Origin of the sequence: Kitasatospora sp. A2-31, from assembly GCF_022288725.1 — a bacterium.
Taxonomy (GTDB): domain Bacteria; phylum Actinomycetota; class Actinomycetes; order Streptomycetales; family Streptomycetaceae; genus Kitasatospora.
In genome coordinates, this window is record NZ_JAKNTA010000007.1 from 344245 (window position 1) to 357981 (window position 13737).

General features: G+C 70.5%; 16 protein-coding genes. 13 read left to right on the forward strand and 3 right to left on the reverse strand.

Annotated features, from left to right (window positions below; translation table 11 throughout):
- Positions 1 to 33: 33 nt before the first annotated feature.
- The gene (locus MCM47_RS21755; protein WP_238863323.1) at positions 34 to 1071 is read right to left on the reverse strand and encodes an NAD-dependent epimerase/dehydratase family protein; all 1038 of its coding nucleotides are present in this window, start codon (positions 1069 to 1071) and stop codon (positions 34 to 36) included.
- 253 nt (positions 1072 to 1324) lie between these two features.
- On the opposite strand from MCM47_RS21755, the gene MCM47_RS21760 reads away from it, so the two are divergent.
- The 6 genes from MCM47_RS21760 to MCM47_RS21785 are packed head-to-tail and all read left to right on the forward strand — an operon-like array spanning position 1325 to position 5954.
- Positions 1325 to 1465 carry a hypothetical protein gene (locus MCM47_RS21760; RefSeq protein WP_238863324.1) on the forward strand — a complete coding sequence of 47 codons (141 nt, stop codon included), beginning with the start codon at positions 1325 to 1327 and terminating at the stop codon, positions 1463 to 1465.
- A 14-nt stretch (positions 1466 to 1479) separates the two neighbouring features.
- Positions 1480 to 2670 carry a cupin domain-containing protein gene (locus MCM47_RS21765; RefSeq protein WP_238863325.1) on the forward strand — a complete coding sequence of 397 codons (1191 nt, stop codon included), beginning with the start codon at positions 1480 to 1482 and terminating at the stop codon, positions 2668 to 2670.
- A gap of 29 nt (positions 2671 to 2699) precedes the next feature.
- Positions 2700 to 3512 carry an aldo/keto reductase gene (locus MCM47_RS21770; RefSeq protein WP_238863326.1) on the forward strand — a complete coding sequence of 271 codons (813 nt, stop codon included), beginning with the start codon at positions 2700 to 2702 and terminating at the stop codon, positions 3510 to 3512.
- Entirely contained in the window at positions 3493 to 4341 is an 849-nt protein-coding gene (locus MCM47_RS21775) for a hypothetical protein (protein ID WP_238863327.1), read from the forward strand. The genes MCM47_RS21770 and MCM47_RS21775 overlap by 20 nt, the downstream gene beginning before the upstream one ends.
- A 3-nt stretch (positions 4342 to 4344) precedes the next feature.
- On the forward strand, positions 4345 to 5175 hold the full coding sequence (locus tag MCM47_RS21780; RefSeq protein ID WP_238863328.1) for a hypothetical protein: 831 nt from the start codon (positions 4345 to 4347) through the stop codon (positions 5173 to 5175).
- Positions 5176 to 5234: 59 nt separating this feature from the next.
- A complete protein-coding gene (locus tag MCM47_RS21785) occupies positions 5235 to 5954 on the forward strand; it encodes a bifunctional 2-polyprenyl-6-hydroxyphenol methylase/3-demethylubiquinol 3-O-methyltransferase UbiG (RefSeq protein ID WP_238863329.1) in 720 nt (239 codons plus the stop codon).
- A 202-nt stretch (positions 5955 to 6156) separates the two neighbouring features.
- Here the strand turns inward: MCM47_RS21785 and MCM47_RS43355 are convergent, their stop codons facing one another.
- Both MCM47_RS43355 and MCM47_RS21795 read right to left on the reverse strand, forming a co-directional pair.
- On the reverse strand, positions 6157 to 6447 hold the full coding sequence (locus MCM47_RS43355; RefSeq protein ID WP_238863330.1) for a DUF397 domain-containing protein: 291 nt from the start codon (positions 6445 to 6447) through the stop codon (positions 6157 to 6159).
- Positions 6444 to 7301, reverse strand: coding sequence for a helix-turn-helix transcriptional regulator (locus MCM47_RS21795; RefSeq protein WP_238863331.1), 858 nt, complete (start codon positions 7299 to 7301; stop codon positions 6444 to 6446). The genes MCM47_RS43355 and MCM47_RS21795 overlap by 4 nt, the downstream gene beginning before the upstream one ends.
- A 215-nt stretch (positions 7302 to 7516) precedes the next feature.
- Between MCM47_RS21795 and MCM47_RS21800 the strand changes: the two genes are divergently transcribed.
- The 7 genes from MCM47_RS21800 to MCM47_RS21830 are packed head-to-tail and all read left to right on the forward strand — an operon-like array spanning position 7517 to position 13677.
- On the forward strand, positions 7517 to 8824 hold the full coding sequence (locus MCM47_RS21800; protein ID WP_238863332.1) for a cytochrome P450: 1308 nt from the start codon (positions 7517 to 7519) through the stop codon (positions 8822 to 8824).
- Positions 8821 to 9327, forward strand: coding sequence for a deoxycytidine deaminase (locus MCM47_RS21805; protein ID WP_238863333.1), 507 nt, complete (start codon positions 8821 to 8823; stop codon positions 9325 to 9327). The genes MCM47_RS21800 and MCM47_RS21805 overlap by 4 nt, the downstream gene beginning before the upstream one ends.
- A complete protein-coding gene (dcd, locus tag MCM47_RS21810) occupies positions 9324 to 9863 on the forward strand; it encodes a dCTP deaminase (protein WP_238863334.1) in 540 nt (179 codons plus the stop codon). The genes MCM47_RS21805 and dcd overlap by 4 nt, the downstream gene beginning before the upstream one ends.
- On the forward strand, positions 9856 to 10509 hold the full coding sequence (locus MCM47_RS21815) for a hypothetical protein (RefSeq protein ID WP_238863335.1): 654 nt from the start codon (positions 9856 to 9858) through the stop codon (positions 10507 to 10509). Before dcd ends, MCM47_RS21815 begins: the two co-directional genes overlap by 8 nt.
- Positions 10506 to 12269 carry an amino acid--tRNA ligase-related protein gene (locus MCM47_RS21820; RefSeq protein WP_238863336.1) on the forward strand — a complete coding sequence of 588 codons (1764 nt, stop codon included), beginning with the start codon at positions 10506 to 10508 and terminating at the stop codon, positions 12267 to 12269. Before MCM47_RS21815 ends, MCM47_RS21820 begins: the two co-directional genes overlap by 4 nt.
- Positions 12266 to 13111, forward strand: coding sequence for a class I SAM-dependent methyltransferase (locus tag MCM47_RS21825; protein WP_238863337.1), 846 nt, complete (start codon positions 12266 to 12268; stop codon positions 13109 to 13111). Before MCM47_RS21820 ends, MCM47_RS21825 begins: the two co-directional genes overlap by 4 nt.
- A gap of 26 nt (positions 13112 to 13137) precedes the next feature.
- On the forward strand, positions 13138 to 13677 hold the full coding sequence (locus tag MCM47_RS21830) for an AAA family ATPase (protein ID WP_238863338.1): 540 nt from the start codon (positions 13138 to 13140) through the stop codon (positions 13675 to 13677).
- Positions 13678 to 13737 lie beyond the last annotated feature (60 nt).

Consider the following 13737-nt stretch of genomic DNA (forward strand, 5'->3'; position numbering starts at 1 on the left):
GGGACCGGCACCGTGCCGGTCCCCCCACAGCGGTCACCGCAGAGAGCCGACGGCGGCCAGGATTTCCCGTTCCCGCCCCGGGGCGATGCCGTGGGCGGACGCGCGGGGGTGCGGGACCGGCGAGTTGCCAGCCCGGAGCCACTCCCAGGTGTCCCGCACCGTCTCCTCCAAGGGGCGGCAGGCGAATCCGGCCGCGTAGGCGGGGCCGGATTCAACCAGCCAGACGCCCTTGTTGGTCCGCCACAACGGCAGCTCCGTCCACTGCCGCACCTCGTGCTCCAGCAGTACCCCATCCGGCACCCAGCGCAGCTCACCCCGGCTTCCCGTCACGTCCAGGCACGCCTGGAGGAAGCTGCCCATCGTGTCCCGTCCGATCGGCGCGGTCACGTTGTGGACACCGCCGCCGGGCCGCTCGGCGGCATCGACGGCGAAGCGCGCGACATCGCGCACATCGACCGGCTGAATGGTCTTGCCCGGACTGCCAGGGGCGAGGATCTCGCCGCCTTGCTCGGCCCGCCGAAGCCACCACGGGAGCCGGCCGACGTACTCACCCGGACCAAGGATCACCCCAGGGCGAAGCAGCCAGGACCGGTCGGAGCCGAAGGTCTCGACCACGGCCCGCTCACCGCCGGCCTTCTGCCGCCCGTAGTGGAGATCAGGGCCCAGCCAGCCCTCCGGGTTCCGGCCGTAGTCGCTCCCGGCGTCGGCGGGCCCGTCCATCAACGGGTCGCCCACCTTGAGCGGGTGGTCCGGCCACCCCGCGTACACCGACACCGTCGAGACGTAGACATAGCGGTCGGCGGCGCTCTCCAGCGCCTTCGCTCCCGCGAGCACCACCTTCGGCGGCTGCTCGCCGGCCGAGGTGTCGATCACCGCGTCCCACCGGCCCTGAGCAGCCAGCCGGGCCAAGTCCTCGACTGACGTCCGGTCTCCCAGCACCTGCCGTACGCCGGGCAGGACGACTCCCGACCTCCCCCGGTTGAACGTCGTCACACTCCAGCCGCGCCCCAGCGCCTCCTCGACCACGGCCTTGCCCAGAAACCAGCCTCCACCGACCACCAAGATGTCCATGCCCGGCATCCTGCCCAGAACCGGTGCCCGCTGGCCAGCCCGTCGCACCACCCGGGCCAAGTCGCCGCAAGTCGGGGCCGTGATCGTGGCGAAGATGACACCCCGATGACACTCGTGTGCGAATCCGCTCGCCAGATGACAGGCCGACGCCATGGCCCTGCCAGTCGTTACTCGGAAGACTTGGCCGCTCACCCGCTGCGACTTCTTCCGGTTTTCCGGAGGACCTACCAGCGCCAAGGGGAGAGGAGATCCGATGGAGAGCGCCGCACCCGCGGTCCAGCCGGAGGAGGAGGGCGGCCTGCTGGTCGCCGTCCGTGGCATCCGGGCCGCGCGTTCCCGGGCCGACGTGCCGTCCGACAACACCGGCGGCAAGTCCGACCAGAACGACACCTGAGCAGGAAGCCCACGATGACTGAAACCGCCTCGTGGGCGGTGCGCCTGGGTGGGGATCAGTTCCTCGCCCAGGCGCTCCACCGCTCCTACGCCGTGATCCCTGCTGAGGGGGCGGACATCGCTCCCCTCTTGTCCTGGGACGACCTCAACACCATCCTCGCCACCCACCGAATCGAGCCGCCCCGACTGCGGCTCTCGCAGGACGGCCAGGCCGTCCCTGTCGGCCGGTACTCGACCCCCGCCACCAACCGACGTGCGGTGACCTGGAATCGGCTGCACCCCGCGCAGCTCCACGCCAGGCTCGCCGAAGGCGCCTCGCTCGTAGTGGACGCGATAGACGAGATCCACCCGCCGATCCGCACCGCCGCCGAAGCGTTGGAGCGCTTCATCGGCACGCCTGTGCAGACCAACCTGTATGCGTCCTGGACGGAGAAGGAGGGCTTCGGCCGGCACTGGGACGATCACGACGTGGTTGTGGTCCAGCAGTACGGGGCGAAGCGCTGGCGGTTGTGGGAGCCGACCAGGCAGGCCCCGACCTTCCGCGACGTGGAGTCCCCGGAGGAACCCGAGGGCGAGCCGGTCGCGGACTTCGTCCTCCAACCGGGCGACGTCCTGTACCTGCCGCGCGGCTGGTGGCACAGCGTCACCGCCGACCAGGGCGCCGAGTCGCTGCACCTCACGTTCGGACTCGTGGCCCAGACCGGCGCCACTCTCCTCGGCTGGCTGGTCGACGAGCTGCACGAGAGCCCCGCCGTGCGGAAGGACGTGCCGCTCCACGCCGCAGCGGACGAGAAGGCTGCCTATCTGGCCGAGCTGCGGAGCGCGGTGCTCACCGCGCTGTCGGACCCCGACCTGATCGACCGCTGGGCCTGGTCCTCCGGTACCACCCACTTCGGCCGACCGGCCCCGTCCCTGCCCTACGTGGAGGCCCTCCCCGCGGAGAGGGAAATCACGGTGCGGATCACCGCCCCGCGCGCCGATCTCGCCAGCAACCCAGCCGCCGGGACCGTCACCCTGTCCGCTGCCGGAACCGCGTGGGACTTCTCCGAGCGGGCCGCGCCCGTCTTGCAAGCCCTGCTGACCGGAGAAACGGTCAGCATCGGGGCCCTCGCCGACATCGCCGACTTGGAGGTCAAGGACGTGGCCGGCGTCCTGACCGTCCTCGTCAAGGGCCAGGCCCTCGCCGTCGTCGGGGTCGGCTGGTGAGCCCGGTTCTTGGCCTGGGGACCTACCGGGTGCGCGCCGTCGGCGAAGCGGCGCGCACCGTCCTCACGGCCGGGGCGAAGTGGATCGACACCGCCCCCAACTACGCCCACGGCCAAGCCCACCACGACCTGGCCCCGGCGCTCGCCGATCACCCGGCTGCCAAGGTGACGACGAAGACCGGCTTCCACCCGGACGGCCGCCACAGCATCGCCCCCGCGGACGTCCGCGCCCAGACCGAGGAATCGCTCGCCGTCCTCGGTCGTGCCGACATTGTGTTCGTCCACAACCCCGAACGGTCCGATCACGACCGGCTGCAAGTGCAGCACAACCTTCGTGCCGCGTTCGCGGTGCTGGAGGAGCTCGCGCAGGCTGGTCGCATCGGGGGCTACGGCGTCGCCACGTGGGCCGGCTTCACCAGCCAGGCGTTCACCGTCGCCGAACTGATCGCTCTGGCCGGCGAAGCAGCCGGGTCGGCGAACCACCACCTCGCTGGCGTCCAGTTGCCGGTCAGTCTCGTCATGGCCGAGCCGATCGCCCAGGCTCTCGACGGAGGCGGGCCGCTCGTCCACGCGCGCGACGCCGGGATCGTGACGTTCGCGTCCGCGCCCCTGCACGGCGGCGAACTGCCGGGCCTGATGACACCCGAACTGGTGAACCTCATTCAGCCGGGATCGACCCCGCAAGCCGCAGCGTTCCAGCTCATCGGGGCCTGCCCCGCTCTGGACGTCGTCCTCACCTCGACCAGCGCCCTCCAGCACTGGGAGGATGCCCGGGACGCTCTCGCCCAGCCGATCCCCGACGCACGACTCAGGACGGTACTCGATGTCCTTTCAGCCGGATGACGACACCCGGCACAACCTGACGGCAGCCCACACGAAGGCCGCCGGATTCCTCGGCCTGGTGTGCACCGGACCGCAGGTCTTCGGCACCTCCGGAACCACTGTGGGTTGCCGGGCCGAGAACGTCTGGCTCCGGGTCTCCAGGAGCAGCCGCCTTCGGGTGCCCCGGCCGACCGGCCAGGGCGCCCTCGGCGCTGAACAGCTCGTCCCTGCCTCCGTCCCGCGCCCCCGGCTCCACGACACCCTCGACTGGACGGAGGCCGGCTGGTTCTACCAGGCCGACGTCTTCGACCTGGTAGGTTCCGCGGTCTCGTCAACGCCGGACCTCCGCGATGACCCCGGCCTGGACGACGGCTGGTGGACCGGGCTACGGAACGCGCTGGCCGCCATTGCAGAAGCACCGGGCACGAAGATCACTCTGCGCCAGGCGTGGGTTGATGAGGCCGTCCCGAAGTACCTCGGCATCCCAGCCCCTGTCGAAGTCGAGCGGACCACCGGGCACGGTGATCTCCAATGGGCCAACCTGACAGCCCGGCCGCTCAACATCCTCGACTGGGAGCGCTGGGGTCTGGTGCCGGTCGGCTACGACCCTGCGGTCCTGTGGGTCAGCAGCCTCCTCGTGCCCACGGTTGCGGACCGTATCCGCCAGGAGTTCGCTGACATCCTCGATACCCCGGCCGGACGCGTGGGCCAGCTCATCGCAATTGCGGAGATGCTGCAGGCCGTTGACCGCGGGTACTACCCGGAACTCGCCCCTCTCCTCGCTGACCGGGCACGTGAGCTGACCGGTGTCATCCCACCACAGGGCACCGACGCCGGCCTCGTCCGGTAGACCATGGACCTTCGGCAGGAGCCCGTCGATCGCGTCCTGGACCAAGTGGAGCAGCGCCTCGGCACGAGGCTGGACCGGCGCAACGTGGTGCGCAAGCGCCGGACGGTCGGAGCTGGCACCGACCGCGGCAGCTGGACCCGGGTCGAACGCCGCCCCTGGGCGCGGGCCCGGGAACAGGGCTGGGGCGGATTCGAAGCCGCAGCGGTGTTGGCCGGCGTGGCGATGCCGCGCTGGTACGGGTCGACGACATGGCAGGACCCGGAAGACAGGGCGATCTGGCACGCGGACGAGACCTCGCTGCTGCCCGAGCTCCCGGTCGGGGCCGCGGTGGTGAGCGTCGCCCCGGAGCTGCCGGATAAGTGGTGGTGCTCGCTGAACGCCTCGCTGGCGGCGCTGGCCGTTCACCGAACGGCTCGGGTGGCGGCCCCGGACACCGAACGGATCACGCAGCAGCTGGTCGACGACACAATTAAGGCCGCTTTCCCCGGAGCGCACGAGACTCGGGTGGAGCAGTGGTGTCCTGCTCACGCCGACCTGAACTGGGCGAATGTCACTGGCCCTAGTGAGTTCTGCATGTTCGATTGGGAGGACTGGGGAATGGCGCCACGTGGACTCGACTCGGCGTCGCTGTACGCCGCCTCCCTCGCCGTACCGGCGCTCGCGGATCGGGTACGCAGGGAGCGCCGGGCAGACGTTGAGAGCCGCGACGGGATGGTGATGCAGCTGTTCGTGCTGGCGAAGATCGCCGGACCACACGCCGGTCCGAACGACCCGCGAATTGGGCCAGCACACCGGGAGGCTGCGCGGCTGATTTTCGCTCTTCAAGGGGACTGAACGACTGAACGTCACCCTGCCTGCAAGGCGCCGATGTCAGCGAATAGGAAGGAGTACGCATGGACCCGACCACGCGCCGTCCGGTCGGCCACGACGCCGAGGAGATCGCGAGCGCGAAGGAGCGAGGCTGGAGCTATTTGGCACCCATCGACGACGCGTACCAGGCGGGCGAGATCACGGCCGCCGAGTGGCACACCGCCGTCCTGGGCGTCATCGAGCCGACCTACCTCAACGGCGACAACCCGCGGGCCCAGTCCGGCCACAGTGGCGACGAGGCCCGCTGGCGAGAAGCCCGCAGCCTGCTCGTCGACCTGCTCCCGCCCCACGGTGGGACGTTCCTCGACATCGGCTGCGCCAACGGCCACCTGATGGAGAGCCTGACCGACTGGGCGGCCGAAGCCGGGATCGTCATCGAGCCCTACGGGGTGGAGATCTCCACCGCCCTTGCCGACCTCGCCCGAACCCGCTGCCCGAAGTGGGCGCGTCGAATCTGGACCGCCAACGCGATGGGCTGGAAGCCTCCACACCGCTTCGACGCCGTCCGCACCGGTGTGGACTACGTGCCGGCGGACCTGCGTGGGGCGTACGTGGCCCATCTGCTGAACCATGTCGTCACCCCAGGCGGCCGATTGATCATCGGCGTGTACAACGAGGAACGAGACCAAGTCACAACGGCGGACCTGCTGCGGTCCTGCGGCTACACCCCGGCCGGTACCACCACACGAGACCACCGTCACCCCAAGATCCAGTACAAGGGTCTATGGCTGGCCAACGCTTGATTGGGCGCTTCGCTGCCAGCGCGGCACCCCGCCGCAGGACACCGACCCCGGCCGCGTCCGGGTGGACGTTGGACCTCCGGCCGGAGCCCGTCCATAGACCAGGTCGCCGCCGAAACGGATGCTCAGCCGCTCATGGCCTCGGCCTGAGATGCTGACGCTCGCGCCACCGTGACACCGAGTCGACGTGCCCCGTGTTGTGGAGTCAGGGACGATCAAACCGTCCCGCCTTGGCGCCCGCGAGGAAGTCGTCCCACTCGCCCGCTGTGAAGAGAAGGGGATCTCGGTCAGGATTCAGTGAGTCGCCGGTGCTGACGAGCCCACGGTCGAGAAACGCGACCCGAAGGCAGTTGCTCCCGCCGGTACTTGCTGTCAGCCACGTCGCGCGTTCGAGTTGGTCCTTGACCCAGGCCGGATCAAGGGAGTTCTTCTCTTCTGCCGTGACGATGCTGTCGGAATCGGACACTGAGTGGTGGGGTGCGAGATCGTGGGTCACGAGAGGTCCTTGGCGATTTGAGCGAGGAGTTCGAGCGATTCCTTCGGCGGTAGTGCGTCCGTCTTCAAGTGATCGCTGGTGGTGTGGTAGTCGGTGACGGTGTCGGGGTCGTTGAGGTGGAGGGCGGTCTTCATACCCTCGATGGTGACGGAGTCGTGTCCGGTCGGGAACGTCCACGCCATGAACGGGCCGTCGCAGCCGGCGTGCGCGCCGCGCGAGAGCGGGATCACCTGGATGACGATGTTCCTGTACGTGCGGGCCAATTCGATGAGGTGCAATGCCTGGGCGCCGGCTGTGGCTCGGCCGCCGACCTCCTGGCGAAGTTGGGCTTCAGTCAGGACTGCCCGAATCCGAAGCGGGGTCTTGCGAGAGAGGGCGGCATGTCGACTGTTGCGCCGCACGGTGATGAAGCGCTTGATGTCCTCGTCACTCTTCCAGGCGCGGCCGGCGATGATCACAGCCAGCTCGTAGGCGTCGCACTGGAGTAGGCCGTGAACGGCCACGGGGGACCAGATGAACAGGCTGGACGCGATCTCCAGGTTGGCGAGGTAGTCGCCGAGTGGATCGTCGGCAACACCGGGGTAACGCTGGTGCCAGTCCTGGTCGCGAGCGTTCCGGACCATGTCGCGCCAGGCTTCCTGCACCGCAGGTTCGGTGATCCCAAGAACCGCGAAGAAGTGCGGGAGTTGCTGCGGCTTGATCCCCTGAGTGCCGTTCTCGATCTTCGAGATGGTGGACGCGGAGCCGTATCCGAGTTCGACGGCAGCTTGTTCGACACTCCAGCCAAGGCGCTTGCGGGCAAGCCGGACCTCGCTGGCGAGACGGCGTCGCCTGGGTGTTGGCTCGACGGGCACTGCGGCACCTCCCCTTCTTTAGGAAAGGCTAGCGCTTGGACAGCTGCTCGCAAATGCCGGTTCAGCGAAAAGGACAGAGTTTCCTTTCCGACCCTCTTGCCGATGGTCTGACGTAGCGTCATCATCGGTTCACGGTCGGAAACGGGACCGCGCGCCAGCCTACGTGGAGAGGCGCCCCCCTTCGGCCGATCGAACCTCGTTACACCACAGCCTGGTTGCTGCTCGCGGGCTCGACCCTGGTGCTACGACGTCAGTTCCGCGACGCGACCAGGTCAGCTCTTCGCAGACTTCCGGGCGGACGGGAGCAACACGTGGATCAGAAGACCGTCTTGGCGGCACTCACTACTGCTCCGGAGCGGGAGGCCGCGCTCGCGGCGCTGGGCGACGGCCCTCGGGCCATCGACTGTCCGGAGCTCGGCAGCGGACGGCTCGTCTTCACCCGCTACCGGGAAGTGCGCCACCTGCTCAGGCACCCGGGGTTCATCTGCGCGCCGACCGCTGCCGGCTTGCTGGACGAGATCAACCCGGACCTCCGTCCGGCGCTGGAACCGGTGATGTCCTGGGTGCTCTACGCGGATGCGCCGCAGCACCCGCGATTGAGGGGCCTGTTGGCGCGGGCTTTCGCTCCGCGCCGGATCGCCGCCTTGGAGCCGCAGATCGCCGCGGTGGCAGATGCGCTGGTCTCGCAGTTCGTGAGGGCCGGTGGAGGTGACGTGGTGCGCAGCGTCGCGGAGCCCCTGCCGGTCCACACGATCTGCGCGTTGCTCGGCATTCCCGAAGGCGATCGGGAGCTCGTCAAGGGCTGGTCCGATGACGTCGTCCTGCTGACCGAGCCGACGCTCACCGACGGCCAGGAGAAGCGGCTCGCCGCCGCATGGGCGGGCCTGTGGGACTACTTCAGCGGGCTCGTCGAGCGACGCCGCAGCCATGCGTCCGCCGACATCGTCTCGGCCTTGGTGGAGGTGGAGGAGCAGGGTGAACGCCTCACGCTCGAAGAAGCCGTCTCCAACCTGATCGCTCTGCTGATCGGCGGCCACGAGACAACAACCGGCCTGATCGGCGCGGTCCTCCGGGCGATCGCCGATCACCCGGGGGAGGCCCGGGCGGCAGCTGGTTCGGCGGAGTCCGTCGGAGGCTTCGTCGAGGAGGTCCTGCGCCTGGACGGCCCGGCGCTCATCACCGCCCGGACGGCCGCGGAGGACTGCGAGGTTCTCGGCATACCGGTGGCGGCGGGCCGTCGCCTGGTCCTGCTCCAGGCGTCCGCGAACCGTGACCCGGAGGTGTTCGAGGACCCGCAGGAGTTCCGTCCCGGCCGGCGGAACCCGCACGTCGCCTTTGGCTACGGCCCGCACGCCTGCTTCGGTGCCGCGCTGGCCCGCATGGAGGCCGCCGCAGTGCTGCGTGCCGTCGCCCGGCGGGCTTGCCGGCTCCATGCGGAGGACGGAGTGGTCTGGAAACCCTCGCAGGTGATCCGCTCCGCCACCTTCCTGCCGATGCGCGTCGAGCGGGCGGCAGACCGGTGATTCTTACCGGCGAGGCGATCCGGCGGTTCATCGGCCGGGGCGAGATCGTCTTCTCCCCGTACGACCGGGCCGGCGTCAACCCGAACAGCATCAACTACCACCTGGGCCGCGAGCTCAAGGTCTTTGACGATGCTGCCGGCAGCTGGACGGGCGTCGAGCTGCCGGAGGACGGGTTCGAGCTGGAGCCGCATCGCATGTACCTCGGGCACACCGAGGAGGTGATCGGCAGCAGCCTGTTCGCGATGCGGCTGATCGGGTGCAGCAGCAACGGCCGCCGCGGGCTGTTTCTCCAGTTGTCGGCCGATCTGGGCCACACCACGTCCTGTCACCGTTGGACGCTGGAGATCGTCGCGGCCCTGCCGATGCGGATCTATCCGGGGATGATCGCGGGCCAGGTCTCCTTCTGGCGCAACACCGGGATCATCCAACCCACTCTGGCGACCTACGCCCTCTTCAACCATGCCTGCGAGTCCCAGTCGCCGATGATCGGAGCGCCGTCGTGATTCTCACCGGACCCCAGATCGCCCGGGAAGTCGAGCAGGGTCGCATCAGGATCGACCCGTTCGACCCGGCCCGGTGCACCACCAACAGCTACGACCTGGCGTTGGGCAGCCTGGTCGGCGTCTACCTGGACGAGGTCCTGGATCCGAGGCACGAGCCCGAGGTCGAGTACCGCGAGATCCCGTCGACCGGGTACCGCCTCGATCGCGGCGACTTCGTCCTGGGCCACACCGTCGAACGCTTCGGCAGCGACGCGCTGGTGCCCATCGTGCATGCCAAGTCCGGGTTCGCCCGCCGCGGGACGTTCGCCCACTGCACCGCCGACCTCATCGACCTCGGCTTCTACGGCCGCTCCACCCTCCAGCTGTACGCCACTCTCCCGACGCTCCTGTACCCCGGCATGCCCGTGGCGCAGGTCAGCTTCTGGCAAACGTTCGGGGAGATCGACCAGTTGTACGCCGGGAAGTACCAGGGCGCGGACGGCCCGGTGCCCTCGCGGAGCCACCTCGACGCCTGGGCGGTGGCGGCCCGTGGCTGACAACGGCTTCGAGCCCATCCGCCGCGGATCCGCCTGCCCGTTCGCCGCCCGGGCCCGCACCGAGGCCGCTCCCGCCTACCCGGGGACCGAGCCGTACGAGGCCGGCCTGGCAGCCGGGCCCCTTCTGGCCGACTTCGCGCGCCGCGTCGAAGACGAGGAACTCGACGGCCTCGTCCTCCAGCTCACCGACCCCGGCCTCGGCGCCACCCTCGACGCCGTTGCCACCACCGTCCGAAAGACCGTCATCGGCCTGCTGGCCGCGACCGGCTCCGACCCGGACGCCGAACTCGCGCACGCGGGTGCCGACGGCTGGTGGCTGCGGCTGGCCGGCATCCGCTGGTTCCTCGTCGTCTTCGCCCCCTGCTATCCCGGCACCTCCCCACGCTCCACCCGAGGCTCGGCCTCCACCTTCCTCCTGCTCCAACCCGTCCACACCTTCGACCGGCATGCCACCCCCAAGGGCACAGTCATCGCGCCCGCCGTCCGGGAGCGCATCCGCGACGCCCACCACGCCGCCGGCACCCCGTACGACTCCGAGCTCGCCCAAGGGACGACCGAGGCAGCCAAGTTCGTCGCCGCACTCAGCCCTGGTGACCCGCCCGTCACCTGGTGGCGCCCCCGCCCCACCGAACCGGAGAGGACATGACCACCACCAGCCTCGCCACCCTGGCCGACGCCATTGCCGCCACACACGGCTCGACCGCACCGACGACGTGGGACGCGCCCACCGAACTGCTCAGCGCCGCCGCTGTGCTGTTCACCACCCACCCAGCCGACGGCACTGATGAACTCCTGGCCGGCATCGCCCGCCTTCTCGCTCGCGGCCCCCACCCCGCCGTCGCCCTCCATGCCGGCCCGCCCGCCCGGGGCCCGCGTGAACGGGATATCCTCCACCACACCCTCGCCGCCGCCGCCGAACCCGGCCGACCGCCCTGGCCCTACGGCCCCGCTGACCCCGGCCGCCTGGCCGCCGCCACCCACGCGCTCACCGCCACCATCCCCTGTCGCCTGACCGCCCTGCGCGCCGCCGCGGTCCTCCACCTCCTGCACCTGCTCCCCGACACCGACGAACACCTGCACCGCGACCTGATCCGCCGCACCGCCTGGCTCCTCGATCCCCGCACCGACGACCCGGTCACCCTGCTGCTGACCCTCACCGCCTCCGATGACCCGCTCGCCCCGACCCCCCGTAGCCGCACCAACAGTCGCGAACGCCTCCTGGAGCCGCTCCCGCTCACCGGTTGGGACCTCTGGCCGGCTCCCGACCAAGTCCTCACCCTGTCCGGGCGCATCACCGCGGTCCGCGCGCACAGCCACGTCGTCTTCGCCGACCTCGCCTGGGACCGCCACAGCGCCCAACTCGCCGTCGACCCCACCGCCGGTGCCGCACTGCACGCGGGCGACCTCGTCGCCGCCCGAGGCACCTGCTCCACCAGCCGCACAGGCCGCCCGACCCTGTTCGTCCGCCACCTGGAGCGCCACGAGCCCGGTGCCCCACCACCGTTACCGTCTGCCGCCCCGCTCACTCCGCTCCTCGGCCCGCTACGCGCGCACCTCGCCGCCGCCGACTTCCGCGAGACCATGAGCCCCGTCCTCACCGACGGCTTCTTCGGCGGTGCAGCACGGCCGTTCACCACCTGGGCGCACGCCGCCGGATGCCGCCAGTACCTGCGCGTCACCACCGAACTCGACCTGCTCGCTGTCATCGCGGCCGGCACCTCCCGCTGCTACGAGATCGGCCCGAGCTTCCGCAACGAGGGCCAACGCGGCCGGTCCGCCGTCGAGTTCGTGATGCTGGAGGCGTACGCCGCGGACCTCACCCTCGACCAGGCCACCGTCTACCTCGCCGACCTCGTCACCGCCACCACGGGCATCGCCGCGCCGCTGGCCCGCCGGACCTTCGACGACGCCTTCGCCGAGATCAGCGGAATCCCCCCCGCCGACACCACCGCCGTCCGGTCCCTCGCCGCCGAGCGCACCCCGTACACCGCCGAGCACACCGACGACCCCGACCGCCTCGCCCGGCGCCTGTGGCGCCACAGCGTCCGGCAGCGCCTGCGCGGCCTGACCGCAATCACCCACATCCCCGGCCCCGCCTCACCCCTGATCGCCGGCACCGGCCGCCAGGCCCAACGCGTCTGGCTCTACGCCGACGGTCTCGAACTCGCCGAGATCGCCGCCAACGAACGCGACCCCCACCGGATGGCCGCCGCCTTCGCCACCCAGTTCACGGCCGACCGCCACCTCGCCCACCGCACCTACCAGCAGGTCATCGACCTGTACGACAGCGCACTGCCCCCGTGTGTCGGCTTCGGCATGAGCGTCACCCGCCTGGCCGGCCTGCGCCCCGCCCCCGTACCGGCCCAGCGCCGCACTCCCGCCGGTACCACCGAGAGGACCCCATGACCATCGCGCCCACGTGGCCCCTGTCCACGGTGCCCAGGTCCGCCGACGCCGTCCGGGCCGCCAGCTACCCCGACTTCGTCGCCATGACCAACCAGACCAACGTCATGCCTGGCGCCCACGCCACGCTGAACACCTGGGCACTGCACTCCCGCCTCGGCACCCAGCACCACCTCCTCGACGCCGCGTGCACCACCGGCTTCACCTCCCGCGAACTCGCCCGCCTCACCGGCTGCACCGCCACCGGGTTCGACCTCAGCCACGACTCGGTCGCCCTCGCCCGCTACAACCACCGCCTCCTCGACCCCACCCTCCGCCTCACCTACCACCAGGCCGACGGCACCACCTACCGGCCCGAGCACACCTTCAGCCACATCGCCGTCGGCGCCGCCCTCGGTTTCTTCCCCGACCCGCCCGCCATGGCGACGCGGCTGCTCGGCTTCCTCGACGACGGCGGATACGTCCTCGCCGCCCCGTTCTGGGCCCCCGAGCCCCTCCCCGACCACGCTGCGGCCGTCCGCCGCCAGGTCTTCGGCATCACCAGCCCCATGGAGACCCGCGACCAGGCCCTCGCCCTGTTCGCCGGCCTCGACGTCCTCCACCAGGCCGACCACCCCCTCACCGCCGAACCCGCCGCCGCCATCGAGCACTACTGCCGCTCCACCGTCGACCGCGCGTGCGAGCAGAGCGGCAACACCGACCCCGCCGTCCGCACCGCCATGACCGAACGCCTTCGCGAGATCAAGCACGCCACCAACACCCTGCGCGCCCACCAGCGCTACACCGTGCTGGTCCTGCGCTACGACGCCCGCGCCTACCCGAACCGTTACGTCGAACTCTTCTGACCGCCCGACGGAGAAAGGTCCCGACCGTGTTCGTCTTCGTCAACGGCCCGTTCGGTGTCGGCAAGAGCACCACCACCGCCCTGCTCGCCGAACAGCTGCCCCAGGCCCTGGTCATCAACCCCGAGGCCATCGGCCACATGCTCTGGGACCAGCTCCCCGAGGCCCTGCGCACCGAGGAGTTCGAGCTGGAACCGCTCTGGCCGCCGCTCACCCACTGCATGCTCGACCAGGCCGCCCGGGCCTACGACCGCCCGGTCATCGTCCCGATGACCATCGCCCGCCACACCGTCTTCGACCGGATCGTCCGCCCCCTGCACGAGGTAGGCCACCACGTGCACCACTTCACCCTGCTCGCCCCGCCCGCCGTCATCCGCGCCCGTCTGCGCGAGCGCGGCGAAGGCCCGGACAAGTGGGGTTCGCTCAGCTGGGAGGGCAACCAGGTCGAACGCTGCCTCGAAGCCCTGCGACAACCGGCCTTCGCCGAGCACATCGACACCGCTCACCGTCCGGCCGCCGAGGTCGCCGATGAGATCCTCACCCGCACCGGACTCCGACCCGCAGCCTGACCCGACGCCGAGGGCCGGGCCGGAGCAACACGCTCCGGCCCGGCCCTCGACCGCCTGTGC

Bases quoted from the DNA above. Each gene is read 5' to 3' on its own strand.
- MCM47_RS21760 (WP_238863324.1), top strand. From the start codon at position 1,325: ATGGAGAGCGCCGCACCCGCGGTCCAGCCGGAGGAGGAGGGCGGCCTG.
- MCM47_RS21780 (WP_238863328.1), top strand. From the start codon at position 4,345: ATGGACCTTCGGCAGGAGCCCGTCGATCGCGTCCTGGACCAAGTGGAG.
- MCM47_RS21820 (WP_238863336.1), top strand. From the start codon at position 10,506: ATGACCACCACCAGCCTCGCCACCCTGGCCGACGCCATTGCCGCCACA.
- MCM47_RS21765 (WP_238863325.1), top strand. From the start codon at position 1,480: ATGACTGAAACCGCCTCGTGGGCGGTGCGCCTGGGTGGGGATCAGTTC.
- MCM47_RS21775 (WP_238863327.1), top strand. From the start codon at position 3,493: ATGTCCTTTCAGCCGGATGACGACACCCGGCACAACCTGACGGCAGCC.
- MCM47_RS21785 (WP_238863329.1), top strand. From the start codon at position 5,235: ATGGACCCGACCACGCGCCGTCCGGTCGGCCACGACGCCGAGGAGATC.
- MCM47_RS21825 (WP_238863337.1), top strand. From the start codon at position 12,266: ATGACCATCGCGCCCACGTGGCCCCTGTCCACGGTGCCCAGGTCCGCC.
- MCM47_RS21755 (WP_238863323.1), bottom strand. From the start codon at position 1,071: ATGGACATCTTGGTGGTCGGTGGAGGCTGGTTTCTGGGCAAGGCCGTG.